This window comes from Micromonospora sp. NPDC005161 (assembly GCF_053599855.1).
Genome location: NZ_JBSFYQ010000002.1, coordinates 83,486 through 106,564 on the forward strand (window position 1 = coordinate 83,486; position 23,079 = coordinate 106,564).

The following is a 23,079-nucleotide window of genomic DNA, read 5'->3' on the forward strand; positions in this document are numbered from 1 at the left end:
ACGATCACAGCATGCTGACCCGTTGCCCTGAGCACGGTCGCCTACCGGCGGGACAGCACCAGCATCCAGTAGCCGTCGGATGTCAGTGGCCGTGTCAGGATCGTGTCAGGGGGGTGACAGGCCCGGTGCCGCTCAGTGTCGGCCGACCCGCTTGTGCTTGGAACGGCTGGTGAACCCGGCGCCGCCACTGTTGGAAGCGCCGGGCCGCCGCGGCGCCGTGCGCCGGGGGAACCATCTCCGGAACGGGATGCGGGAGATCGTCAGCAGAACCGCCACGACCAGGATCACGAACCCGGCCGCGCCGATGACACCTTGGATGCGGCCCCGGTGTCCGCTGAGCGCGTCGAAGTCGGTGACGAAGTCGCTCGGATCGGTGGGGTTCACCCAGATCGGCACGACATCGCCGGGTGGCAGACACACCTCGAAGCAGCCCAGCTCCTGCTCGTACGTCCGGCCGGCCATCTCGTACCGGAGATACATGGTGGTGGAGCTGCCACCCCGCTTGCTCTCCCGGTCGTAGACGACGGCCCGCGCCGGCACACCTTCGGCCCGCAGTTCGGTCTTCCAGTCGTCGAGTGCGTACTGGGTGTGCAGCGGCAACCAGAGCAGGGCACCACCGGCCACCACCAGCAACACGCAGCCGACGGTCACCCAGACCGGGCGCCTCAGCAACATGATCAGGCGGCTCACCGGCTCATCGTGCCGCTCCGACGCAAGGATCACGCCCGCTGTCGCTCGAAGTCAGATGATCTGCGTCAGTGCCAGATGACAGGAGAACAGGAGCGCCGCTGTCGCGATCGGCCACGGCCACCAGCGGCGGGGTCGGGGAAGCCGGATCAGCGAAGTCACGAGGCAGAGCGCTCCCGCGAGCCCCGTCGCGGCGGCCACGATCCAGAAGGTCCGCAGCTCCGGATGCCAGCAGGCTTCCAACCCGTCGACGGCGGGATCGCACGGTTCGGGACCCGGGCCGGTGAGCGCACGCACGAAAAAGCTCAGGTTGAAGGCGAACACCAGCAGGAGCGGAAAACCGACGATCGCGAGAGGGATCGCCACCCCGAGGCGCAAGGCGCGAGTGCGGGCACGGATGGTTACCCGCTCAGGGCCTGCCGGACGGCCATCTACGGTGGTCACTCCGACATCATGGTCGCCGGCACGCCGCTCGTCGTCATCCGACCGTTCGGCATTACGAGATCAAGTTGTCAGGTCCGCCGGCCCGGGTGCATCTCCGGACCAGCACGACCGGCGCCGCCCTGTCGAGCCGACCTCACCGAAACCACGTTGTTGTTCTGCTGGCCCGTGTCTACGGTGCAGTGATGCTCTCGCGAATGCTGACGGTGACCTTCGATGCGCATGACCCTGCTCGCCTGGCGCAGTTCTGGGCCGGAATGCTCGGCCGGGAGGTCGTCGAGGACGCCGATCGTGCGCTCCTGCCCGGCGACGACACTCAGCTCAGCCTCCAGTTCGTCCCGAGCCGCACGAAGAAGGTGGGGCCGAAACGCCTGCACCTTCACCTGACCAGCGCCAGCGACGCCGCCCAGCAGCACACGGTGGCGCGGGCACTGGGGCTCGGCGGCGGTCACCTCGACGTCGGGCAGCGCCCCGAGGAGGGGCACATCGTCCTTGCCGACCCCGAGGGCAACGCGTTCTGCGTCATCGAGTCCGGCAACGGCTTCCTCGCCGGGTGCGGCCTGCTCGGGGAAATCGCCTGCGACGGCAACCGGGAGGTCGGCCTCTTCTGGAGCGAGGCGCTGGGCTGGCCGCTGGTGTGGGACCAGGACGAGGAGACCGCGATCCAGTCACCGCACGGCGGCACGAAGGTCGCGTGGGGTGGCCCACCCGTGGCCCCCAAAACGGCGAGGAACCGGCAGCGCTTCGACCTCGCCCCGGCCGGTGGCGATCAGCAAGCCGAGGTCGATCGGCTGGTCGCCCTCGGGGCCACTCGGCTCGAGGTCGGTGCGGACGGCGCCGTCCTACTGGCCGATCCCGACGGCAACGAGTTCTGCGTCAGAGGACGCTGACCGCAGCGCGGCGCCCCGCGAGCCCCCGCAAAACCGGTTGGCGGACCGCGGCGACACTGCTACTTTTCCGGAGGCCGTGCGAGAGATCGAGGAGGTGGTACCCGTGAACGTATCGACATGGGTGCTCCCCTCCGGGGTCACGGTCGGGCGATAGGTCGTCCGGGAGCGCCGTTCACGAGCACTCCCGAAAGGCACGACCATGCGATTCACTTCCGAGCAGCGCCTCGACGACGGCGTCCTCGAACGCGAATTCACCCTCGGCGAGATCCCCGGCATCCTGTGGACGCCCGGATCCGCATCCGCACCGGTCCCGCTGATCCTGCTCGGCCACCCCCCGCTCGGACTGCGCAAGATGTACCCCCGTCTGGTGGCTCGGGCCCGGCACTCTGCGGCGGAGGGCTTCGCCGCGGCCACCATCGAGCTCCCCGGCAGTGGTGACCGGCCCCGTTGGGCCGCCGTCGAGCAGGCCCGCGCCGACCTGCGCCGGGCGCTGGAGGCCGGCGAGCCGGTCAGCGACGAGATCATCGACGCCCTCATCCTCCCGCTCGTCAACAAGGCGGTCCCGGAATCGCAGGCCGCCCTGGATGCCCTCCTGTCGCTGCCCGAGATCGGCGGCCCGGTCGGGTACTCGGGGGGAGTGATCTCCGTCGGCATCCGGCTCGCGGTGGTCGAGCCGCGCATCGTGGCCGCCGGCTTCTTCGCCGGGAGTTTCGTGCCTCGCACCATGTTCGAGGAGGCCCGACAGGTCACCATTCCGCTGCATGTCCTACTGCAGTGGGATGACGAAGGGAACGACCGGCAGGCGGCCCTGGACCTGTTCGACGCCTTCGGCTCCAAGGAGAAAACGCTGCACGCCAACATGGGCGGACACACCGGTGTCCCGCAGTTCGCAGGAGAGGACGCGGCCGGGTTCTTCGCCCGGCATCTGCGCTAGCCGCAGGCCCGGCCCGCCGTCAGGCCATCGGGCCGTACCGGCCGGTCGTAGCACGGTCGCTGACCTTGGAATATCGAAGGCCCTGGCTGGGACTTGCGTCCTGGCCAGGGCCTTGATCGTGGAGCGGGTGACGGGAATCGAACCCGCACTGTCAGCTTGGGAAGCTGATGTTCTGCCATTGAACTACACCCGCGAGCGGCACCACTGTACCTGAGTCACCCAGCCAGTGCACCCAGGTACCCCGCCCCCACGTGACGGCCGACCACCCGCCCCACCGCGGAGAACCACCATTGCCCCCCTGAGCCACCGTGCACGGAAAGTAGTTTCCTTATGACAAGATATGGCCATTCTCAAATGCATCGATGAGTTGTAACGTCTGCCACACCTTGCCAGCCACGGCGTGACACACCCCCTGCCACGTCGCCAAAAAGAGGTGGCCCATGGGACTTCGTCCCAACCTGCTGACCCGGCGTGCCGCCGGTGTCGCTTCGACGACTCTCGCGCTGCTGCTCAGCACCGCCGCGGTGGGCGTCGTTCCGGCTGCTTCGGCGTTCTCCGCAGCCCCCGGTGGCGCCTGCGTGGAGCCGACCGGCAGCCACGCCAACGCCCGGATGAAGCCCGGCGCGGCGGCGAAGCACGACCCGAACGAGCTGACCGCGAAGCAGGTACGCGAGCGGGACGCCGACCTGGCGGCGGCGCTGCGCGAACGCGCCAACTTCCGGGTCGGTGCCGGTGCCACGGCACTGGCCACCGTCACCATCCCGGTGGTGGTGCACGTGATCCAGGAGAACAGCACGCGTGCGGGTGGCAACATCCCGGACTCGCTGATCACCGCCCAGATCAACGTGCTCAACCAGGCGTACTCCGGTGCGACCGGCGGTGCCGTCACCGCCTTCGCCTTCCGCCTCGACAAGATCAACCGGGTGACGAATCCGTCCTGGTACCCGATCGTGCAGGGCTCGTCGGCGGAGCGGTCGATGAAGTCCTCGCTGCGGGTGGGCGGCAAGAACACGCTCAACATCTACCTGGGCGAGTTGAGCAACGACCTGCTGGGCTGGGCGACCTTCCCGCAGCGGAACCTGAGCAGCATGGACGGCGTGGTCGCGTTGAACGAGTCACTGCCGGGCGGAACGGCCACCAACTACAACCAGGGCGACACCGGCACCCACGAGGTGGGCCACTGGCTGAACCTCTACCACACCTTCCAGGGCGGCTGCGGTGGCTCGGGTGACAGCGTCAGCGACACCCCGGCCGAGGCGTCGCCGGCGTACGAGTGCCCGACCGGGCGGAACACCTGCTCGGCGGCCGGGCTGGACCCGATCACCAACTTCATGGACTACACCTACGACTCGTGCATGTACCAGTTCACGCCGGGCCAGGCCAGCCGCATGCTGACCGCGTGGAACGCGTACCGCGCCGCGTAGCTTTCCCGCGTACCACCGGTGCCGGCTCCGTCACGACGGAGCCGGCACCGGCGTCTTTCCCCAGGACCCCGGCCCCGGTCAGGCGGCCGAGCGTTGGACGTCACGGTTGCGGCGGACCGGGCGGGTCTGCGGTACGGGGGCCGGGCCGGCCGCCGCAGGCGGGGCGTGCGGATCGAGCCAGACCTGGACCGCCGGCCGGCCCTGCGCGCCACCCGTGATGCCCATGCCGTGCTGGTCGCGGCGGGTCAGCATCGCCACGTCGACGGTGAACTCGAACAGCCGCCAGTCGACCTGCGGCTCGGCCCGGGCGCTCTGCGCCAGCCGCGCCACCCGAGCCGGATCGGTCACCGGCCAGGCGTGCCCCGCCACGTACGCCTCGTCGTCGCTCTCCTCCGGCGGGAACGAGTGCAGCGCGTAACGGCCGTCCCGTTCGAGGTCACGGCGCTTCGGAGAGTCGATGACGAAGCAGAACAGACCCTCGTCGGTGATGACCGGGGAGACCGGGTGGACCCGGGGCCCGCCGTCGGCGCGGACCGTGGCCAGATAGCCGAAGCCCGGCCCGTACTGCTGAAGGAGAACGCGGATCCCGTCGGCGAGTCGGGGCTCGTCGGCGGCGAATTCGGACCAGGAAGCCATGTGGACATTCTATCGAACAAATGTACGATCAGCGACCTCGACGCGCTGGTCACCGGCACCGAATCCTGTCACTGCGGCAAACGCCGCTATGGTGGTCCGATGCTGCTCTCCGACCGCGACCTGGTCTCCGAGATCAAGGCCGGCACGCTGGGCCTGGAGCCGTTCGAGCCCACCCTGGTCCAACCGTCCAGCATCGACGTACGACTCGACCGGCTGTTCCGGGTCTTCAACAACCATCTCTACACCCACATCGACCCGGCAATGCAGCAGGACGACCTCACCTCGGTCGTCGAGGTGCCTGACGGCGAGCCGTTCGTGCTGCACCCGGGCGAGTTCGTGCTGGCCTCGACGCTCGAGGTCATCTCACTGGGCGACCAGCTCGCCGGCCGGCTGGAGGGCAAGTCGAGCCTGGGCCGGCTCGGTCTGCTCACGCACTCCACCGCCGGCTTCATCGACCCGGGCTTCTCGGGGCACGTGACGCTGGAGCTGTCCAACGTGGCGAACCTGCCGATCACCCTCTGGCCGGGCATGAAGATCGGGCAGCTCTGCATCTTCCGGCTCTCCTCGCCGGCCGAGCACCCGTACGGCTCGGTGGTGTACGGCTCGCGTTACCAGGGGCAGCGCGGGCCGACCCCGAGCCGCGCCTGGCAGCACTGGCGCACCTGGCCGACCCGCTGAAGCCACTCGTCGGGCAATGCGCCCGCCGTGTTAGTAAGGGGCCCCTCCTATACCGGAGGCGTTAAGAAGGGGCCCCTGCTTACATCTCAGCCTGGGCGGCCGTAGCTGTGGATCGGGCCGTCGTCGACCTTCTTCATCTTGATCGGCTGACCGGCCTGCGAGGCGTGCACGACCCAGCCATTACCCACGTACATCCCGACGTGGTGGATGTCGCTGTAGTAGAAGACCAGATCACCGGCGCGTAGGTTGGCCCGGCTGACGTCCTTGGTCACCCGGCTCTGCTGGGCGGCGTTGTGCGGCAGCGACACACCGGCCTTGGCCCAGGCGGCCAGCATCAACCCGGAGCAGTCGTACGAGTTCGGACCCTCGGCACCCCACACGTAGGGCTTGCCGATCTGGGCGCAGGCGAACTTGACGGCCACACCGGCACCGCCGCCGGGGTAGCTGGCCGGGCAGGGCGCCGGACGCAGCGGACCGCCGCCACCGTTGCCGTAAACCTTCAGGCGCAGCTTCTGCAGGCGGTCGATCTCGTCGTTGATCTGCTTCTTCTTGGCCGCCAGCTGGGCCTCGGTCCGGGTCAGCTGGGCCACCATCTCGTCCAGTGGCGCCTTCTGCGCGGCCAGTTGGTCACGCAGGTCGGCCACCTGCCGCACGTCCTGCTGCTGGTTGTGCGCAAACCGGTCGAGCATCTCGAGCTGCCCGACCACGTCGCTCGGTGACCGGCTGCCCAGCACGGCGTTGACGGTGGAGACGTTCTCGCCCTTGTACGCGCGCACAGCCAGGGAGCTGACCTTGTCCATCGCAGCGTCGACCTGGCGCTCCAGCGGGGCGATCCGGGCGGCCAGCGCGTTGGCCTGCTTGCGCTTCGCGGCCAGGTCGGCCCGGGTGGCGTTGTGCCGTTCGATGATCGGTTCGAGCTTGTTCCAGTCGGCGTCGATCTGGCGCTCGATCTCGGCGACGGAGGGGTCGGCGTGGGCCGCCGTGGCGCTGCCCGTCAGGACGACGGCAACGCCGACCAGGGCGGCGAGGGCGGTGGTGAAGCGGGACCAGCGTGAGCGCGGCACGATCGACGTCGGGCCGGCTGACGCCGACCGCTCGGACGACGGCCGCGGGGCATGGTGAGCCACCGGGTTCCGTACTCCTTCTTCCCGACCGCCTACCGGGTTAGCTGACGGGTTCGGGCGGGAAGGTGGACGCCCTACCGCAGTGGCTGCGGATTCACCCCAGAAACCTGGGTCCCCGGCTCGCTCGGAAGCGACTCGGCGGTGTCGGTCCGTTACCGCCCGGGTGGGCGGAGCTGCTGTCGGCCCGACGAATGACCAGAGTAGAGACGACCGTTACCGATCCGCAACCGGTGGGGCCGTGACACTCCGTACCGATTGCCGGCGACGACGGCCGGGAACGAAGGTTTCCTTCCACGAACCTCGGTAGGTCGAAAGGTATTGACGGGAGCCCCGGGCGGGGCGAAGGTGACCTCACTTCGCCCTTCAGATCTAGGGGGTTCGATGCACGGTCCAACCCTGTCCACCGGCCGGCGCGCGCTGCTCGCCGCCGCCGTGGTCGCCGCCGCGACCGCGGTTCCCCTACCCGCCGGCCCAGCCGTGGCCGCACCCACCGCCGACCGCCAGCAGCAGTACGCCGCCGCGGCGACCGAGTACGGCGTACCGGCCGACGTGCTGCTCGGCGTCTCCTATCTGGAGTCACGTTGGGACAGCAACGCCGGCACGCCGAGTACCAGCGGCGGCTACGGCCCGATGCACCTGACCGACGCCCGGCACGTGGCCGCCCTACCGGGGCGCAGCCACCACGACGCCGGCACCGAGGACCCGCGCGGCGACGACTCCCGCCCCGCACGGGAGATGGCGCCCCGACCCGCCGAGGATCCCGCGCCGCCCGCCGCAGCGTTGCAGACCATGGACGCCGCCGCCGCACTGACCGGCGCCGCCCCCGAGTCGCTGCGCACCGACCCGAGCGTCAACATCTGAGGCGGCGCGGCACTGCTGGCCGCGTACCAGCGGGAACTGGGCGCACCGGTGGGGGCCGGCACCGACCCGGCAGCCTGGTACGGCGCGGTGGCCCGCTACGCCGGCGCGGACAGCGCGGACGCCGCGGCGGCCTTCGCCGACGAGGTGTTCACCACCATCGGCGCCGGCGAGTCCCGGGTGACCGACGACGGCCAGCGGATCACGCTGCCGGCCCGGGCAATCCAACCGCAGCGCTCCTGGCTGGACCGGCTGGGACTGCGCCGGCTCGCCCGCCCCGACGGGCTGGAGTGCCCCCGCACCATCTCCTGCGAGTGGATCCCGGCGCCCTACGAGGCGTTCGGCGCCGGGAACTACGGCAACCACGACCTCTCCGACCGACCCGGCCGGCAGAAGATCGAGTACATCGTCATCCACGACACCGAGGCGAGCTGGGCGACCACGCTGCAACTCGTCCAGGACCCCACCTACGTGAGCTGGCACTACTCGCTGCGCTCGGTGGACGGGCACATCGCCCAGCACGTGAAGACCAAGGACGTCGGCTGGCACGCCGGCAACTGGTACGTCAACGCCAAGTCGATCGGGCTGGAACACGAGGGCTTCGCCGCGCAGGGCACCTGGTACACCGAGGCGATGTACCGGACCTCCGCCAAGCTGGTCCGGCACCTCGCCCTGCAGCTGGGGATCCCGCTGGACCGCCAGCACATCATCGGCCACGACAACGTGCCCGGCACCGTCGCCTCCACCGTGCGCGGGATGCACTGGGACCCGGGCCCGTACTGGGACTGGACGCACTACTTCACGCTGCTGCACGCGCCGCGGCTGGACACCGGCATCCCGGCCTCCGGGCTGGTCCGGATCGGCCCCGACTACGCCACCAACCAGCCGGCGTTCACCGGCTGCGTCACCGCCGGTGTGCCGTGCGCGCCGCGCGGCTCATCGTCGGTGGTGCTGCGCAGTGCGCCGTCCGCGGACGCGCCGCTGGTCAACGACATCGCACTGCGCCCCGACGGCACCCCGAACACGATGGAGGTGTCGGACCACGGCACCCGGGCCTCCGCCGGCCAGACGTACGCCCTCGCCGGTCGGCAGGGCGACTGGACGGCGATCTGGTATCTCGGACAGAAGGCGTGGTTCCACAACCCGGCGTCGGCGCCGACCGCCACCTGGACCGTCGGCGTGGTGGCCACCCCGAAGCCCGGACGGGCCACCATCCCCGTGTACGGGCGGGCGTACCCCGAGGAGGCCGCCTACCCGGCCGGGGTGCCATACGAGCCGATCTCGCCGCTGCAGTACACCCTGGCGGCCGGCCAGCGGTACGCCGTCGGCGCGGTGCTGCCGGGCGAGTACTACCGGGCTACAACGTTCGACGGCTCCTCGCCGGGCGACTGGACGGTCATCCGCGGCCAGAACCGGTACGCGCAGATCCAGTTCGGTCACCGGATCATGTACGTCGACCTCGCCGACGTACAGCTCCTGCCGTCCACGGTGGGCGCACCCCGCTGAACCGTTGAACGGCACGAGGGCCCCCGGTCGTTCGACCGGGGGCCCTCGTCGTGGCTGTTGGATCAGCCGGGTCTGCGGAACCCGGCGACCGGCATGTTGTTGATGCTGGCCACCTGCACCGGTTTGCCGGCGCGTGGCGCGTGCACCATCTTGTCGTTGCCCAGATACAGGCCGACATGGTGCAGGTCGCTGAAGAAGAAGACCAGGTCACCGGGGCGGGCGTCGGCCCGCGAGATGGCCTTGCCCTCGTGCCACTGGTCACCCGTGTGGTGGGTCAGGTAGATCCCGGCCGCCTTGTACGCGTACTGGGTCAGGCCCGAGCAGTCGAACGAGTTCGGGCCGGTGGCGCCCCAGACGTACGGGTCGCCGACCTGCTGGCAGGCGGTCTTGATCGCCTTCTGGGCGGCCGCGTTGGCCACCCCGTTGATGGTCGGGCAGCCCTCGGTCTTGATCGTCGTCTTCGGCAGCGAGGCCTCGAGCCGCTTGATCTCGCCGTCGATCTGCTTCTTCTTCGCCGCCAGCTCGTTCTGCTGCTTGGTCTGGGTGGCGATCAGCGCGTCCAGCTTCTGCTTCTGGCCGTCGTACTTGGCCCGGACGGCCAGCACGCCCTCGACCTCCTTGCGCTCCCGCGCGGCCAGCCGGTCGAGGACGGTGAGCTGCTCGGTGAGCGTGTCCGGCTTGGCGCTGATCAGCAACGCGCCGATGTCGTGGGAGGGACCCGACATGTAGTACCGGGAGGCGAGGTCACCGACCCGGTTGAGCGCCAGCTCGCTCTGCAGCGCCAGCGGCTCGATCTTCTTCTGCAGCTCGGACGACTTCTTCCGGTTGGTCTTCAGCTGCGACCGCACCTTGTTGTACTGCTCGATGGTGGGCTCCAACCGCTCCCACTGCTTGTCGATCTGCGCCTCGATCTCGTCGACCGTGGGCGCGGCCTGCACGGGCGCGGAGAGCACGCCAGCGCCGACCGCCGCGGCGGCGACCAGGACGAGTAGACGGTGGGCGACCCTGCGCAGACCGCCCGACCGAGCGGGCAGTCCCGGGGCGTGACGATGAGGGGGCATGGTTGCCACCGGCACCGACTCCTTTGCAACCGACCGCCGGGCGCCTCGCGTGAGGGAAGGGCCGAGGCAGACGACCCACAGCGGTCGGTGCCTCACATTAGGGAAGCGCAGCAGCGGAATCAAGGCGGGAGGCGTCACCGTCACTGTCGCGCAACCGCTTGCACACCAAGGGTATCGGCCGATCAGCCAACTATCGCCGTCAATACGTCGTCGAGCGTGACCACACCGAGCGGGCGCCGGCCGTCGCTGACCAGCACCATGTGCCTCCGCTCGCGGCGCATGGCCAGCAGCAGGTCGGCGAGCGTACGCTCCGGCGGCACCACCGCCAGCGGCCGGTAGACCTCCGCCGGCACCGCTGCCCGGCGAGCCTGCCCCGAGTACCCGAGCACGTCCTTGACGTGCACGAAACCGAGCACCCGCCGGGTGGACCGCTGCACCACCGGGAACCGGGACCGGCCGGTGCGGGTCGCCAGCACCTCCAGCGACGCGGGCGAGACGTCCTCGGCCACCGTCACCACCGTCGACCACGGCTGCCACGCGTCCGCCGCGGTCCGGGTGTGCAGGGCCAGGGCGCCGGTGATCCGGGCGTGCTGCTCCGCGTCGAGCAGCCCTTCGGTGCGCGCCTGGGAGACCAGCCCGGCCAACTCCTCCGCGGTGAACACCGTCTTCACCGCCTCGGACGCCTCGATCCGCCAGACCGCGAGGACCCGCCGGGCCGCCCACTTCATCGCCAGCAGCAGCGGCTTGGTGGCCACGCAGAACGCCAGCATGGCCGGGCCGAGCCAGAGCGCGGAGAGTTCCGGACCGGCCAGCGTGATGTTCTTCGGCACCATCTCGCCGACCACCGTGTGCAGGAAGACCACCACGCCCAACGCCAGCACGAACGCCACCGGGTGCACCGCCCGCTCGGGCAGGCCGGCCGCGTGGAACGGCGACTCCAGCAGGTGGGCCAGCGCGGGCTCGGCGATCGCGCCGAGGCCCAGGGAACAGACCGTGATGCCGAGCTGCGCCCCAGCGATCATCAGGGGGATCTGGTTCATCGCCGACAGCGCCCAGCGGGCCCGCTTCGAGCCGGCGGCCAGCGGCTCGATCACCGTCCGCCGGGACGCGATGAGCGCGAACTCGCTACCCACGAAGAACCCGTTGCCGAGCAGCAGCAGCACGGTCACCAACAGCTCAGGCATCGTCGTCCGGCTCCGCCGGGCGCAGCACCCGGACCTGCTCGATCCGGTGCCGTTCCACCTCCACCACGGTGAACTCCCAGCCACCGGCCTCGACCGTCTCGCCGGCCAGCGGGATGTGCCCGAGCCGGGCCATCAGGTACCCGGCCAGCGTCTCGTACGGCCCCTCGGGCAGCCGGAAGCCGGTCTGCTCGGCCAACTCGTCGGAGCGCAGCACCCCGTCGACCAGCACGGTGCGCTCCCCGCCCGGCACGGTGAGCTCGACCGGGCCGACGTCGTCCACGCTGGCCGGATCGAACTCGTCGGCGATCTCCCCGACCAGCTCCTCGACCAGGTCCTCGATGGTGACCACGCCGTCCGTGCCGCCGTACTCGTCGACCACGATGGCCAGGTCGGCGCCGGCGGCCTTCAGTGCGGCCAACACGCCGTCCAGGTCCAGGCTCTCCGGCACGTACACCGGCTCGCGGGCCACCGAGCCGACCGTGGTCGACGCCCGGGCGGCCAGCGGAACCCCCAGCGCGTCCGGCACCCCCGCCACACCGGTGACCAGGTCGAGGGTCTCCTCGTACACCGGGAACCGGGTCCGCCCGGTCTCCCGGGACAGCTCGAGCAACCCGGCCACCGTGGCCGTGGCACGCAGCGCGACCACGTCCACCCGGGGGGTCATCGCCTCGGCCGCCCGCTTGTCGCCGAAGCGGATGGTGCGGCGCAGCAGCATCGCGGTGTCCGGGGGCAGTGCCCCGGCCCGGGCGGAGATGGCCGCCAGCAGGCCCAGTTCCTCCGGCGAGCGGGCACTCCGGAGCTCCTCCTGCGGCTCCACCCCGAGCGCCCGGACGAGCCGGTTCGCCGAACCGTTCAGTCCCCGGATCACCCAGCCGAACGTCCGGGAGAAGGAGTGCATGGGGCCGGCGGTGGCCAGCGCGGTCGGCATCGGTCGAGCCAGCGCCGCGTTCTTGGGCACCAGCTCGCCGAAGAGCATGGAGATCAGAGTCGCCAGGGCCAGCGCCAGAAACGGGGTGAACCGCTCCGTGCTGTCCCCGGCCACCGGGCGCAGCAGCGGGGTGAAGACCCGGGCCAGGGCTGGCTCGGCCAGATAACCCGTGAGCAGCGCCGTGATGGTGATGCCGAGCTGCGCGCCGGAGAGCTGGAAGGAGAGCTCGCGCAGCGCCGTGCGTACCCTCAGGGCGGCCTCGTCGCCGGCGCCGGCCCGGCGGTCGATCTCCGCGCGATCGACCGTGACCAGGGCGAACTCGGCCGCGACGAAGAACGCGTTGCCGGCGGTCAGCGCAGCGAAGCCGACCAGGGGCAGCAGCGTGGCCAGGACAATCCCGTCGATGTTCGCCTCACCTCGGCGCGATTGTGCCACGGCGGGTGCCCAGCCACCGGCCGGGACGGCCGACGGCTCAGCCGGCGACCGGCGCGGCCTCCTTGCCGCGCTGCGGCTGCTCCGGCTTGACCGAGCGGAGCAGCACGCTGGCCACGTCGATCACCTCGACCTGCTCGCCGGCGCCCTTGCCGTTCACCCCGTCGTTGAGCATCGTCGAGCAGAACGGGCAGCCGACGGCGACCGTCTTCGCCCCGGTGGCCATGGCCTCCTCGACCCGGTCCACGTTGATCCGCTTGCCGATCTTCTCCTCCATCCACATCCGGGCGCCGCCGGCGCCGCAGCAGAAGGAGCGCTCGCTGTTGCGCGGCATCTCGGTGATCTCGCCCTCGATGGCGTCCCCGAGCACCTCACGGGGAGCCGCGAAGATCCGGTTGTGCCGGCCCAGGTAGCAGGGGTCGTGGTAGGTGACCCCGCCGTCGACGGGCTGCACCGGGGTGAGCTTGCCGGTGGACACCAGGTGGGCCAGCAGCTGGGTGTGGTGGACCACCTCGAACTCGCCGCCGAGCTGGCCGTACTCGTTGCCGAGGGTGTTGAAGCAGTGCGGGCAGGTAGCGACGATCTTGCGCTTGGCCTTCTCCCGGCCCTCGAACGCCTCGTTGAGCGTCTCCACGTTCTGCTGGGCGAGCATCTGGAAGACGAACTCGTTGCCGATCCGTCGCGCCGGGTCGCCGGAACAGGTCTCGCCCTCGCCCAGGATGGCGAACTTGACGCCCGCCTCGTTGAGCAGGGTCGCCACCGCGCGGGTGGTCTTCTTGGCCCGGTCCTCGAACGCGCCGGCGCAGCCGACCCAGAACAGGTACTCGAAGTCGTCCACCTCGCCGACCCGGGGCACCTCGAAGTCGAGACCCTTGGTCCAGTCCTCGCGGGTGTTCTGCGGGGCGCCCCACGGGTTGCCCTTGTTCTCCAGGTTGCGCAGCATGACGCCGGCCTCGGAGGGGAAGCTCGACTCGATCAGCACCTGGTAGCGGCGCATGTCGACGATGTGGTCCACGTGCTCGATGTCCACCGGGCACTGCTCGACGCAGGCACCGCAGGTGGTGCAGGACCAGAGCACGTCCGGGTCGATGACGCCGCCCTCCTCGGCGGTGCCGATCAGCGGGCGGTCGGCCTCGGCCAGCGCCAGCACGTCGACGTGCGCGAGTTGCGCCGCGGTGGCCTTCTCCTCGCCGGTCAGGTCCTTGCCACCACCGGCCAGCAGGTAGGGCGCCTTGGCGTACGCGTGGTCGCGCAGGCTCAGCACGAGCAGCTTGGGCGAGAGCGGCTTGCCGGTGTTCCAGGCCGGGCACTGCGACTGGCAGCGACCGCACTCGGTGCAGGTGCTGAAGTCCAGCAGACCCTTCCAGCTGAACTGCTCGACCTGGGCGACACCGAACTGGTCCTTCTCCGGGTCGGCCTCCTCGAAGTCGAGCGGCTTGCCCTGGCTCGTCATCGGGCGCAGCGCGCCGAGACCGGAGCCGGCCGGCCAGGCCGGCTCACGCTTGAAGAAGATGTTGGGGAACGCCAGGAAGCGGTGCCAGGCGACGCCCATGGTGACGTTCAGCGAGATGACGATCAGCCAGGTCATCGAGATGACGATCTTGATGAGGGCGGCGATGCTCGCCCCGTCCTGCCAGTCGGGCAGCACCGCGCCGACCGCGTGGCTGACCGGGGTGGCCCAGAGCGGGTACTCGAAGTGGTCGGTGGCGACCTTGAAGCCCCGGATCACGAACCCGAAGATCAGGACCAGCAGCACGATCCACTCGACGAAGTAGCCCTGCCACATCGTCGAGCCGGTGAACCGGGAGCGACCACCCGGCCGGTTCGGCCGGTTGCGAAGCCGGATCGCCATCAGCACCAGGATGCCGACCAGACCCAGCACGCCGATGATCTCGGTGGCCAGCCCGAAGACCACCCAGTGCCCGATGATCGGCAGCCCACCGGTCGGGGTGACCACCTCGAAGTACGCCTCGAGCACCAGCAGCGACAGCACGATGAAGCCGACCATCACGAACCAGTGCGCCGCACCCACCACGCCCCACTTGAGCATGCGGGTGTGGCCGGCGGTCTCCACCAGCATGGTCTTCGTACGGCTGACCTTGTCGGTGAACCGCTCCGGCGCGGGCTGCCCGAGCCGGATGACTGCCACCATCTTGAGGACCGCGCGTGCCGCAAGCCACACCGCCACGGCGGTGATGGCGGCCGCGAGGATCGTGGTGACGATCTGGACGCTGCCCATCGAGTTGGCCTCCCCGGTCTGCTGCCTGTCGAGCGGCTCGGCGACCGGGACCGGATCAGGACGGAGCCGGCGTCGCGCCGCTGCCGCACCTGCGACCGGACCGGTCGATGACCTCGCTCCGCTCGGTCATGCAGTGCAGCCTACGCGCAAGGTTACCCAGCAGTAACGTGAGTCATCTCGCGGCGGGCCACGCCGCCCTGCGGACACCATAGGGTTCCCCGCCCGGTCCTGCCGGGCAGGGGCTCCGTGGGGTGACGTGAATCCTCCGGCGTGGCGAACGCGCCGGGCCGGCTCAGCGCCAGCGGGAGAGCAGCGCCAACGAGGCGACCATCGCGCCGAAGCCCACCGCGAGGTTCCAGTAACCCCACGCCATGACCGGGTACTGCTGCTCGGAGAGGTAGTAGACCACCAGCCAACCGATGCCAGCGACGATCAATGCGACCGCGGTGATCGGCAGCCACACCGGGCTAGGCTTGCGCGACGATGCCGCCGTCGTCGGACGAACGTCCGTCGGCGGGGTGTACACCTTCTTCTTGCGGACCTGAGACTTGGGCACGACGCTCTCCAGAGGGGTGACGACCTCGTCCGGCCTGACAACCGGGCGCGGGGGCGACGGTCCATGGCCAATAATGTTCGAAAGCTAGCGTAGTCCGGAACGCCCGCCCGGACCACGAATGGGGTCAGGCCGGTGCACGGAGTGACCGAAAAAGGCGGGACTGTTCGCATCACCGGCCCGGCCGGGGCGGACCAATCCTCGAAACGCGGAAGGAACGCTCGGTGGAGTACACATCCGGCGCCGCCTCCTGGCAGAAGGTCCTTCGACGGGCCGGTGCCGGGCTGCTGCCCCGGCGACCGCGTCAACGCCGACCGGGCTGGTCGATCGGGGTGCCCCTGATCGCCGCCGCGGCGGGGCTGCTCTTCACCACCACCGCGACCACGGCCGGCGGCACCGCGCTACGAGAGGACCGTCGGCCCCAGCTCAACCAGCTCATCGAGGACCGCCGCGAGCAGGTGGCGGCGAGCGAGCGCCGGGCCGCCACACTGCGCGACGAGGTCGAGGAGCGGACCGACGCGCTGGCCGACTCGGACAGCCCGATCAAGGCTCAGCAGGACCGCGCCCAGGGCAGCCTCCAGACCGCCGGGTTCACCAAGCTGACCGGCACCGGGGTGACGGTGGAGCTGAACGACGCGCCGCGACGCACCGACCAGACCCCCACGGACGCCAGCAACGACGACCTGGTGGTGCACCAGGGTGACGTGCAGGCGGTGGTCAACGCGCTCTGGGCCGGCGGGGCGGAGGCCATGTCAATCATGAACGTCCGCGTGCTGGCGACCAGCGCGGTACGCTGCGTCGGTAACACCCTGCTGCTCCACGGGCGGGTGTACTCCCCACCGTTCAAGATCGTAGCAATCGGCGATCCCGCTGCCCTCCAGCAGGCCCTCGCCAGCTCTGAGGGAGTCCGGTTGTTCAAGGACGCAGTCGACGACTACCAACTCGGATACAAGGAGACCGTCTCCGCGGTGACAGTCCCGGCATTCGAGGACTCGACCGCCCTGCGCTCGGCGACGGTGCCCCGGTGAGCGGCCCGGACGACCGGCGCGACGGGCGACACCGGGACCAGGCCGACGAACCGACGGCGTTCCTACCCAAGGTCGACCGGCCCGAGCGCGGAGCTGACCGGCCCGGCCTGGCCGGCAACTGGCCCGATCCGGTGCTGCCCGCCCGACCCCGGGCGACGCGCCCAGCGGCCGTACCCGAACCGCCGGCCGCCCCCGGGCCTCCCCGAGGCGACGGGGCGCCGCCGCCGGCCGGCCGCGCCGACAACCTCCCGCGCGCCGACCGCCCGGCCCAGCCGAACGCCGGCCGGCCCGACCAGCAGCGGACCCCGACTCACCCGGGCACCGGAGCGCCTCCGCCGTGGCCCGGTGCCACCCCGGCCGGGTCGGGCCCGCACGGCGGGCCCGTCCGTCCCCCCGCAGCCACCGGCGGCCGACCGACCGCACCCGACCAGGGACCGGTCCGGCCGGCCGCACCCGACAACGCCCCCGTCCGGCCGCCGGCGCCGCCGAGCGCCCCGACCGCCCGCCCGCCGGCCGCCGGTGTGGACGCGCCCACCGCGTTCATCCCCACGGTCGGACCCACGCGCGCAACCGGCTCCCCGGCCGGGCCGGACCGCCCCGCCGACCCGGCCGCCACCGCGCTGATCCCGGCCGTGCCCGCCAGGCCCTCGTCCCGCCCGCCGGCCATGGACTCCACGGCGCTGATGGGTGCCGTCCCCCGCACCGCGGCCACCGACGAGCCGGCCGGCGCCGCGGACAGTCCCGCCGAACCACCGCGGCCCCGACGCGGCGAGCGGGTGGTCCAACTCCGGCCCCACCAGACCGGTGAGGGCTACAAGAGCGTCTACTCGGAGCTCACCCGCCCCTCGCTCGCGTCCCGGCTCCGCACCGGCGTCCGGCTCACCGGCGAGGTCCTGATCACCTTCGGCCTCGTGGTGCTGCTCTTCGCGGGTTACGAGGTCTGGGGCAAGTCGGCCATCGTCGACGCCCACCAGAACGACCTCAGCCAGCAACTCGCCCAGGCGTGGGGCCCGACCGACGACCCCACGGTCGTCCCGTCGGCCACCCCGAGCGTCAAACCGTCGCCGCCGGTTCGCGGCAAGCCCATCGCCGGCCTCTACATCCCCAAGCTCGACAAGAACTGGGTGGTGGTCGAGGGCGTCACCCAGGCCGACATCCGGTACGCCCCGGGCCACTACCCGGCCAGCGCGCTGCCCGGACAGGTCGGCAACTTCTCCGTCGCCGGCCACCGCAACCGGGCCACCTTCTGGCGGCTGGACGAGCTGGACGACGGCGACGCGATCGTGGTCGAGGGCAAGACCGACTGGTACGTCTATCGGGTGTCGCAGACCCGGATCGTCAGGCCGACGCAGGTTGAGGTGGTGGCACCGGTCCCCGGTGATCCAGACAAGAAGCCGACCCGGCGGATGCTCACCCTGACCACCTGCAACCCGAAGTTCGACAACTACCAGCGCCTGATCATCCACGCCGAGCTGGACCGGACCCAACCCAAGTCAGCGGGCCGCCCGGCGGAGCTGGGAGGCTGACCCGATGTACGCGTTCATCTGGCGCAAACTGCCGTTCGGCCTGGCCGGCAAGCTGACCGGTTCGGTGCTGCTCGCCGCCGCCGCGGTGGCCCTGCTCTGGTACGTGGCCTTCCCGTGGGCCGAGCCGCTGCTGCCCTTCGACGACGTGCAGGTCACCCAGGACTCCGGCGTACCCGGTGAACCGGGCGGCGGCGACGCGGTGACCGGGGAGACCCCGGCCGGCGACGAGCACGAGCTGCCGTACGACACCGACCGGAACAACTCCGCGCCGCCCTCCCCGAGCAGGTGACCATGCGCGTCCTGGTGATCGACAACTACGACTCGTTCGTCTTCAACCTGGTGCAATACCTGGGCCAGCTCGGGGTGGACTGCGAGGTCCGCCGGAACGACGAGATCGACGTCGCCGACGTGGGCAGGGTGGGTGCCGCCGGCATCCTGCTCTCACCCGGGCCGGGCAGTCCCGACCGCGCCGGCATCTGCCTGGACGTCATCCGGGAGTACGCGGGCCAGCTGCCCATCTTCGGCGTCTGCCTCGGCCACCAGGCGATCGGCGAGGCGTTCGGGGCGACCGTCACCCGCGCGCCCGAACTGCTGCACGGCAAGACCTCCGAGGTACGCCACCAGTCGGTCGGCGTGCTCACCGGTCTGCCCGACCCGTTCACCGCCACCCGCTACCACTCACTGGCCGTACTGCCCGAGACGCTCCCAGACGAGCTGGAGGTGACCGGCTGGACCGGCTCCGGCGTGGTGATGGCGATGCGGCACCGGACGCTGCCGATCGAGGGCGTGCAGTTCCACCCGGAGTCGGTGCTCACCGAGGGCGGCCACCTGATGCTCGCCAACTGGCTGGCCGGCTGCGGTCACCCAGAGGCGCTGGAGCGGGCCCCGGAGCTGGCCGCCGAGGTCGACGCCCGCCGCCGCGCCGCCTTCGCCACCGCCTGACCCCGGCCAGGCCGACTTCAAACCGGACGCTCAGCCCCGCAGCGCGTCCTGGACCGCGGGACTCGCGGGCGAGCGCACTGCCGGTGCCCGGCCCAGGGCTGCGTCCCAGGCCGCCTTGCCACTGGCGAAGTAGTCCCGGACCGACTTCTCGACCAGTAGGGCGGGGCCGCAACCGGTGCAGCGGGCGGTGACTCCGTCGACGTCGAGGCCGAGGTGTCGGCACAGCGTCACGGCCCGGGACACGTGGTAGGACTGGGTCACGATCAGGGCCCGCTCGACCCCGTACACCTCGCGCGCCCGGGCACAGCTGTCGTAGGTGTCCAGGCCGAACGGGTCGGCCACCACGCGACGCGGGTCGACACCCAGCTCGGTCAGGTACGACGTCATCACCGCCGGCTCGTCACCCGACGTGCCACCCCCGTCGCCTGACACGAGGACCACCCGGGCCCGCCCACTGTTCACCAACTCGGCGGCGGTCTCCAGACGGCCGGCCAGCCGGTCCCCAGGTCGAGTTCGATCAGCCGCCACGGCGGTGCCGAGAACGATCACCACGTCGGCGGCCGGCGCGTCGGCCTCGTCGTACACGTGACCGCGCGCGGAGATCGTCGTCCAGAGCCACGGAAGGCTGGCGAGGAGCAGCGCGGCCAGCCCCAGGGCGACCACCCGGGTCAGGCCTCGCCGCCACCGACGCTCGCGACCCGGAGGGCCGGTCACCGAAGCTTCGGTGGCGGTCACGCGGACGGTCCGCGGAGCCGAGCCACCGGGTCTACTGCTCGTTGAGCCGGGTGGGTGGGGGAGGGAACGGCAGCCCGGAACCGCCACCGTTACCGTCGCCCGGCTTGGTCGGCGTGGCGGTCGGTGTCGGCGTCGGCGTCGCTGGCGGACTCGGAGTCTCGTTCTCCGGCTCCGGCTGGGAGACGATGATCGTCACCGTCTTCCCCTGGGCCAACTGCGTGCCCGGCCTGGGGTTCTGGTCGGTCACCTTGCCGGCCTCCGCTGCGGGCACAAGGTCGCCGAGATCGACGTTGACCTTGTAGCCCGCCCGCTTCAACTCCTCCTCGGCCGCCTCCTGGGAGGAACCACGAACGTCCGGAACGCCACGGATGTTGCCCTTGGAGTAGGTGACCGTCACCTCGGTAGCCTCGGCCACCCGAGTCCCGGAGGTCGGCGACACGTCCAGGACGATGCCCTCGCTCTCCTTGTCGTCGCGCGGCTTGGGCTTGACCCTCAAGCCCAGGCCCTCAAGCCGAGCCTTGACCGAGTCGTACTTCGAGCCGACGAGGTCCTTCGGGATTACCACCTCGGGCTTGCCACCACACACCTGGACGGTCACCGTGCCGTTCTCCCGCAACTGCGTCCCGGCCTCCGGAATCTGCGTGACGACGGTGTTCTTTTCGCAGGTGCCGTTCAGCACCTGGTCTCCGGCCTGCGGCTGGAAGCCGAGGCTGCGGATCTCGGCGAAGGCGGCCTCCTGGCTCTTGCCGGTGAGCGTGGGGACCGACTTCAAATTCTTGTCCGGCTGCTGACTCCAGAGCAGGGCGGCGACCAGGGCGATCACCGCCAGCACGCCAACGGCGCTGAAGGTCGCGATCAGCAAGGAGGACGCCTTGCGCTGGCGCGGGTCGCCGACCCGGGCCGGAATCTGGCGGGTCTGCGGCCCACCGCCGGCGGGCGGGTAGCCACCGCCGCCGCCGGCCGGAGCCATCGCCACGGTCTCCGCCTCGCGCATCACCGGGGTGGCCAGCACGGGACGGCCAGCGGCGGCGCGGAGCAGGTCGGCCCGCATCTCGCCGGCGCTCTGGTAGCGGTTGAGCGGATTCTTGGACAGCGCCTTGAGCACGATCGCGTCGACCGCGGGGTTGACGTCCGGGTTGATGTCGCTCGGCGTGGGCGGCGTCTCCCGCACGTGCTGGTACGCGACGCTGACCGGGCTGTCCCCGACGAACGGCGGGTGCCCGCAGACCAGTTCGAAGAGCACGCAGCCGGCCGCGTACACGTCGGAGCGGGCGTCCACGGCCTCACCGCGCGCCTGCTCCGGGGAGAGGTACTGCGCCGTGCCGATCACCGCGCTGGTCTGCGTCATGGTGGTCGCACCGCTGGCCAGCGCCCGGGCGATGCCGAAGTCCATCACCTTGACCTGGCCGGTCTGGGTGAGCATGACGTTGCCCGGCTTGATGTCCCGGTGGATGATGCCGTGCCGGTGGCTGAACTCCAGCGCCGCGCACATGTCGGCGCAGATCTCCAGCGCCCGGCGGGGCTGCAACCGGCCCTCGGCGCCGAGCACCTCCTTCAGAGTCCGTCCGTTGACGAACTCCATGACGATGAACGGCAGCGTCTCACCGGTCGGCGCGGTCTCCTCGCCGGTGTCGTAGACCGCCACGATCGCCGGGTGGTTGAGCGAAGCCGCGTTCTGCGCCTCCCGACGGAACCGCATCTGGAACGTCGCGTCCCGCGCGAGGTCGGTGCGGAGCATCTTGATCGCGACGTCCCGACCGAGCCGGAGGTCGCGACCGCGGTGCACCTCGGCCATGCCGCCGTAGCCGAGCAGCTCGCCGACCTGGTACCTGCCACCGAGCAGGCGGGCCTGCGCTGTCATCGCGTCTGTCGTCCTTCGCTCGTCATCGTCCCGCCGTCGTCCGGCTGGAGCCGTACCTCAAGACGGTACGACGTCCGGGTCGCATCGTCGCGTCCGTCGAGCCGCAGCACGCCGGACGTCACGGTGTGCGGAGCCAGCGCACCGGGTTCACCGGCTTGCGACTGCTTCCGCAGGTTGTAGGAAATCACGCCGGAGCAGAGCAGGACCAGCACGGCCAGCAGGATGGCGAGGAGCACCATGCCGGGCCGGGACCGGCGCGGATCGGGTGCCGGCAGCGCTGGGCCGGCCTGCCGGGCGTACGCCTGCTGATACTCCTGCCGGACCGGTGCCTGCGGCACCGCGGCGGCGCCGCGCGGGTAACCGGCGGGGCTGACGGGCGGGCGTGCGTGCGGGACGGCCGGCGCGACGGCGGTGGGTCGGGGCTGCTGGACCGGCGCGACGGCGGTCGGCCGCTGCCCGGCGACCGGCGGTCGGTGCGGGGCGCCCGGCGGGCGAAGCTGCTGCGCGGACGGCACCTGGGCCCGACCGGGTGCGGCGGGCGACGCCGGCGCCGCGGAGACCGGCCCGGAGTTGCCACCGGCCCTGGCCTGCTGGGAGAGCGCGGCCTTGAGCTGGCGGGCGACCCCGGCGAGGGCGGCGGCGCTGGGCCAACGGGCGGCCGGGTCCTTGGCCAACGCCCGTTCCACCACGGCCCGGACCTGCGGCGGGATGTCCGCTGGCAGTGGTCGGGGGGTCTCCCGGACGTGCCGCATGGCGATGTCGAGCGGGTTGTCGCCCTCGAACGGTCGCCGGCCGGCGAGGCACTGGTAGGCGACCACGCCGAGCGCGTACACGTCGGACGCCGGAGTGGCCACCCCACCGGTCGCCTGCTCGGGCGAGATGTACGAGGCGGTGCCGAGCACCGAGCCGGCGGCGGTGAGCTGGCCGACCAGGTCGGAGCGGGCGATACCGAAGTCGGTCAGCACCAGCGTGCCGTTCGGCCGGACCAGCAGGTTGCCCGGCTTCACGTCGCGGTGCACGATGCCCTTCTCGTGCGCGGCGTGCAACGCGTCGGCGGCCTGCGCGACCAGTGCCATCGTCCGGGCTGGAGTGAGCCGGCCGACCCGGCTCAGCGTGGACGACAGGGCGTCGCCCTCGACGTACTCCATGACCAGGAAGGCGATCTGCTGGTCGTTGCCGAAGTCGTAGACGTCCACCACACCCGGGTGGTTGATGGTGGCCATGGTGCGGGCCTCACCGCGGAACCGCTCGGCGAAGTCCGGGTCGTCGAGCAGCGCGGGCAGCAGGCTCTTGACCGCGACCGTCCGGCCGAGCACCTGGTCGGTGCCGCGCCAGACGTCGCCCATGCCGCCGCTGGCGATCCGCTCGTCGAGGCGATAGCGGTTGCCGAGCTGGACGCCGGGGCTGAGCAT

General features: G+C 71.1%; 22 protein-coding genes, 1 tRNA gene and 1 riboswitch. Of the genes, 10 read left to right on the forward strand and 13 right to left on the reverse strand.

Annotation, left to right across the window (positions count from 1 at the left end; genetic code table 11):
• Positions 1 to 132 precede the first annotated feature (132 nt).
• Positions 133 to 690 (reverse strand): DUF3592 domain-containing protein, encoded by a 558-nt coding sequence (locus ACWD5O_RS02535; RefSeq protein ID WP_354966430.1) that lies wholly within the window; start codon positions 688 to 690, stop codon positions 133 to 135.
• A gap of 51 nt (positions 691 to 741) precedes the next feature.
• Entirely contained in the window at positions 742 to 1,131 is a 390-nt protein-coding gene (locus ACWD5O_RS02540) for a hypothetical protein (RefSeq protein ID WP_354966429.1), read from the reverse strand.
• 182 nt (positions 1,132 to 1,313) lie between these two features.
• Here ACWD5O_RS02540 and ACWD5O_RS02545 point away from each other — a divergent pair, with 182 nt between their 5' ends.
• Both ACWD5O_RS02545 and ACWD5O_RS02550 read left to right on the forward strand, forming a co-directional pair.
• Entirely contained in the window at positions 1,314 to 2,018 is a 705-nt protein-coding gene (locus tag ACWD5O_RS02545; RefSeq protein WP_354966428.1) for a VOC family protein, read from the forward strand.
• Positions 2,019 to 2,217: 199 nt separating this feature from the next.
• Entirely contained in the window at positions 2,218 to 2,952 is a 735-nt protein-coding gene (locus ACWD5O_RS02550; RefSeq protein ID WP_354966427.1) for an alpha/beta fold hydrolase, read from the forward strand.
• Between the two features lie 119 nt (positions 2,953 to 3,071).
• Here ACWD5O_RS02550 and ACWD5O_RS02555 read toward each other — a convergent pair.
• A tRNA-Gly gene (locus ACWD5O_RS02555) sits at positions 3,072 to 3,145 on the reverse strand.
• Positions 3,146 to 3,392: 247 nt separating this feature from the next.
• Between ACWD5O_RS02555 and ACWD5O_RS02560 the strand changes: the two genes are divergently transcribed.
• Positions 3,393 to 4,376 carry a zinc metalloprotease gene (locus ACWD5O_RS02560; protein ID WP_450004776.1) on the forward strand — a complete coding sequence of 328 codons (984 nt, stop codon included), beginning with the start codon at positions 3,393 to 3,395 and terminating at the stop codon, positions 4,374 to 4,376.
• A 78-nt stretch (positions 4,377 to 4,454) separates the two neighbouring features.
• On the opposite strand, the gene ACWD5O_RS02565 is transcribed toward ACWD5O_RS02560, so the two are convergent.
• Positions 4,455 to 5,012, reverse strand: coding sequence for a pyridoxamine 5'-phosphate oxidase family protein (locus ACWD5O_RS02565; RefSeq protein WP_354966425.1), 558 nt, complete (start codon positions 5,010 to 5,012; stop codon positions 4,455 to 4,457).
• Between the two features lie 99 nt (positions 5,013 to 5,111).
• Between ACWD5O_RS02565 and dcd the strand changes: the two genes are divergently transcribed.
• Positions 5,112 to 5,690 (forward strand): dCTP deaminase, encoded by a 579-nt coding sequence (dcd, locus tag ACWD5O_RS02570; RefSeq protein ID WP_089018323.1) that lies wholly within the window; start codon positions 5,112 to 5,114, stop codon positions 5,688 to 5,690.
• An 86-nt stretch (positions 5,691 to 5,776) separates the two neighbouring features.
• Here the strand turns inward: dcd and ACWD5O_RS02575 are convergent, their stop codons facing one another.
• A complete protein-coding gene (locus tag ACWD5O_RS02575) occupies positions 5,777 to 6,817 on the reverse strand; it encodes a C40 family peptidase (RefSeq protein WP_354966424.1) in 1,041 nt (346 codons plus the stop codon).
• 12 nt (positions 6,818 to 6,829) lie between these two features.
• Positions 6,830 to 6,965: riboswitch (cyclic di-AMP (ydaO/yuaA leader) on the reverse strand.
• 230 nt (positions 6,966 to 7,195) lie between these two features.
• Between ACWD5O_RS02575 and ACWD5O_RS02580 the strand changes: the two genes are divergently transcribed.
• Both ACWD5O_RS02580 and ACWD5O_RS02585 read left to right on the forward strand, forming a co-directional pair.
• A complete protein-coding gene (locus tag ACWD5O_RS02580) occupies positions 7,196 to 7,675 on the forward strand; it encodes a lysozyme family protein (protein ID WP_354966423.1) in 480 nt (159 codons plus the stop codon).
• 48 nt (positions 7,676 to 7,723) lie between these two features.
• Entirely contained in the window at positions 7,724 to 9,178 is a 1,455-nt protein-coding gene (locus tag ACWD5O_RS02585; protein ID WP_450084417.1) for an N-acetylmuramoyl-L-alanine amidase, read from the forward strand.
• A 62-nt stretch (positions 9,179 to 9,240) separates the two neighbouring features.
• On the opposite strand, the gene ACWD5O_RS02590 is transcribed toward ACWD5O_RS02585, so the two are convergent.
• The 5 genes from ACWD5O_RS02590 to ACWD5O_RS02610 form a co-directional block, all read right to left on the reverse strand.
• Complete coding sequence (locus tag ACWD5O_RS02590) at positions 9,241 to 10,239, reverse strand: C40 family peptidase (RefSeq protein WP_387324777.1); 999 nt, start codon at positions 10,237 to 10,239, stop codon at positions 9,241 to 9,243.
• A gap of 182 nt (positions 10,240 to 10,421) precedes the next feature.
• The gene (locus tag ACWD5O_RS02595) at positions 10,422 to 11,423 is read right to left on the reverse strand and encodes a hemolysin family protein (protein ID WP_387324780.1); all 1,002 of its coding nucleotides are present in this window, start codon (positions 11,421 to 11,423) and stop codon (positions 10,422 to 10,424) included.
• Positions 11,416 to 12,729: a hemolysin family protein gene (locus tag ACWD5O_RS02600; protein ID WP_354966569.1), complete on the reverse strand. Its 1,314-nt coding sequence runs from the start codon at positions 12,727 to 12,729 to the stop codon at positions 11,416 to 11,418. Before ACWD5O_RS02600 ends, ACWD5O_RS02595 begins: the two co-directional genes overlap by 8 nt.
• A 94-nt stretch (positions 12,730 to 12,823) precedes the next feature.
• Positions 12,824 to 15,022, reverse strand: a complete 2,199-nt coding sequence (locus tag ACWD5O_RS02605) for a (Fe-S)-binding protein (RefSeq protein ID WP_450084418.1) — start codon at positions 15,020 to 15,022, stop codon at positions 12,824 to 12,826.
• Positions 15,023 to 15,314: 292 nt separating this feature from the next.
• Entirely contained in the window at positions 15,315 to 15,578 is a 264-nt protein-coding gene (locus ACWD5O_RS02610; protein WP_089018328.1) for a cell division protein CrgA, read from the reverse strand.
• Positions 15,579 to 15,799: 221 nt separating this feature from the next.
• Between ACWD5O_RS02610 and ACWD5O_RS02615 the strand changes: the two genes are divergently transcribed.
• From ACWD5O_RS02615 to ACWD5O_RS02630, 4 genes are read left to right on the forward strand one after another with little or no spacing between them, the layout of a single operon-like run.
• Positions 15,800 to 16,603 (forward strand): DUF881 domain-containing protein, encoded by an 804-nt coding sequence (locus tag ACWD5O_RS02615; protein ID WP_450084419.1) that lies wholly within the window; start codon positions 15,800 to 15,802, stop codon positions 16,601 to 16,603.
• Positions 16,600 to 18,129: a class E sortase gene (locus ACWD5O_RS02620; protein ID WP_450084420.1), complete on the forward strand. Its 1,530-nt coding sequence runs from the start codon at positions 16,600 to 16,602 to the stop codon at positions 18,127 to 18,129. Before ACWD5O_RS02615 ends, ACWD5O_RS02620 begins: the two co-directional genes overlap by 4 nt.
• A gap of 4 nt (positions 18,130 to 18,133) precedes the next feature.
• Positions 18,134 to 18,418, forward strand: a complete 285-nt coding sequence (locus tag ACWD5O_RS02625; protein WP_354966415.1) for a hypothetical protein — start codon at positions 18,134 to 18,136, stop codon at positions 18,416 to 18,418.
• 2 nt (positions 18,419 to 18,420) lie between these two features.
• Positions 18,421 to 19,071: an aminodeoxychorismate/anthranilate synthase component II gene (locus ACWD5O_RS02630; RefSeq protein WP_450084421.1), complete on the forward strand. Its 651-nt coding sequence runs from the start codon at positions 18,421 to 18,423 to the stop codon at positions 19,069 to 19,071.
• A gap of 30 nt (positions 19,072 to 19,101) precedes the next feature.
• Here the strand turns inward: ACWD5O_RS02630 and ACWD5O_RS02635 are convergent, their stop codons facing one another.
• Genes ACWD5O_RS02635 through ACWD5O_RS02645 form a run of 3 tightly spaced genes read right to left on the reverse strand, consistent with a single transcriptional unit; the run spans position 19,102 to position 23,079 of the window.
• Complete coding sequence (locus tag ACWD5O_RS02635) at positions 19,102 to 19,806, reverse strand: SanA/YdcF family protein (protein ID WP_450084422.1); 705 nt, start codon at positions 19,804 to 19,806, stop codon at positions 19,102 to 19,104.
• Positions 19,807 to 19,837: 31 nt separating this feature from the next.
• Complete coding sequence (gene pknB, locus ACWD5O_RS02640) at positions 19,838 to 21,667, reverse strand: Stk1 family PASTA domain-containing Ser/Thr kinase (protein WP_354966412.1); 1,830 nt, start codon at positions 21,665 to 21,667, stop codon at positions 19,838 to 19,840.
• The gene (locus tag ACWD5O_RS02645; RefSeq protein WP_450084423.1) at positions 21,664 to 23,079 is read right to left on the reverse strand and encodes a protein kinase domain-containing protein; all 1,416 of its coding nucleotides are present in this window, start codon (positions 23,077 to 23,079) and stop codon (positions 21,664 to 21,666) included. Before ACWD5O_RS02645 ends, pknB begins: the two co-directional genes overlap by 4 nt.

Bases quoted from the DNA above. Each gene is read 5' to 3' on its own strand.
- ACWD5O_RS02560 (WP_450004776.1), top strand. From the start codon at position 3,393: ATGGGACTTCGTCCCAACCTGCTGACCCGGCGTGCCGCCGGTGTCGCT.
- ACWD5O_RS02565 (WP_354966425.1), bottom strand. From the start codon at position 5,012: ATGGCTTCCTGGTCCGAATTCGCCGCCGACGAGCCCCGACTCGCCGAC.
- ACWD5O_RS02625 (WP_354966415.1), top strand. From the start codon at position 18,134: ATGTACGCGTTCATCTGGCGCAAACTGCCGTTCGGCCTGGCCGGCAAG.
- ACWD5O_RS02595 (WP_387324780.1), bottom strand. From the start codon at position 11,423: ATGCCTGAGCTGTTGGTGACCGTGCTGCTGCTGCTCGGCAACGGGTTC.
- ACWD5O_RS02545 (WP_354966428.1), top strand. From the start codon at position 1,314: ATGCTCTCGCGAATGCTGACGGTGACCTTCGATGCGCATGACCCTGCT.
- ACWD5O_RS02630 (WP_450084421.1), top strand. From the start codon at position 18,421: ATGCGCGTCCTGGTGATCGACAACTACGACTCGTTCGTCTTCAACCTG.
- pknB (WP_354966412.1), bottom strand. From the start codon at position 21,667: ATGACAGCGCAGGCCCGCCTGCTCGGTGGCAGGTACCAGGTCGGCGAG.
- dcd (WP_089018323.1), top strand. From the start codon at position 5,112: ATGCTGCTCTCCGACCGCGACCTGGTCTCCGAGATCAAGGCCGGCACG.
- ACWD5O_RS02645 (WP_450084423.1), bottom strand. From the start codon at position 23,079: ATGCTCAGCCCCGGCGTCCAGCTCGGCAACCGCTATCGCCTCGACGAG.
- ACWD5O_RS02605 (WP_450084418.1), bottom strand. From the start codon at position 15,022: ATGGGCAGCGTCCAGATCGTCACCACGATCCTCGCGGCCGCCATCACC.
- ACWD5O_RS02580 (WP_354966423.1), top strand. From the start codon at position 7,196: ATGCACGGTCCAACCCTGTCCACCGGCCGGCGCGCGCTGCTCGCCGCC.
- ACWD5O_RS02590 (WP_387324777.1), bottom strand. From the start codon at position 10,239: ATGCCCCCTCATCGTCACGCCCCGGGACTGCCCGCTCGGTCGGGCGGT.
- ACWD5O_RS02550 (WP_354966427.1), top strand. From the start codon at position 2,218: ATGCGATTCACTTCCGAGCAGCGCCTCGACGACGGCGTCCTCGAACGC.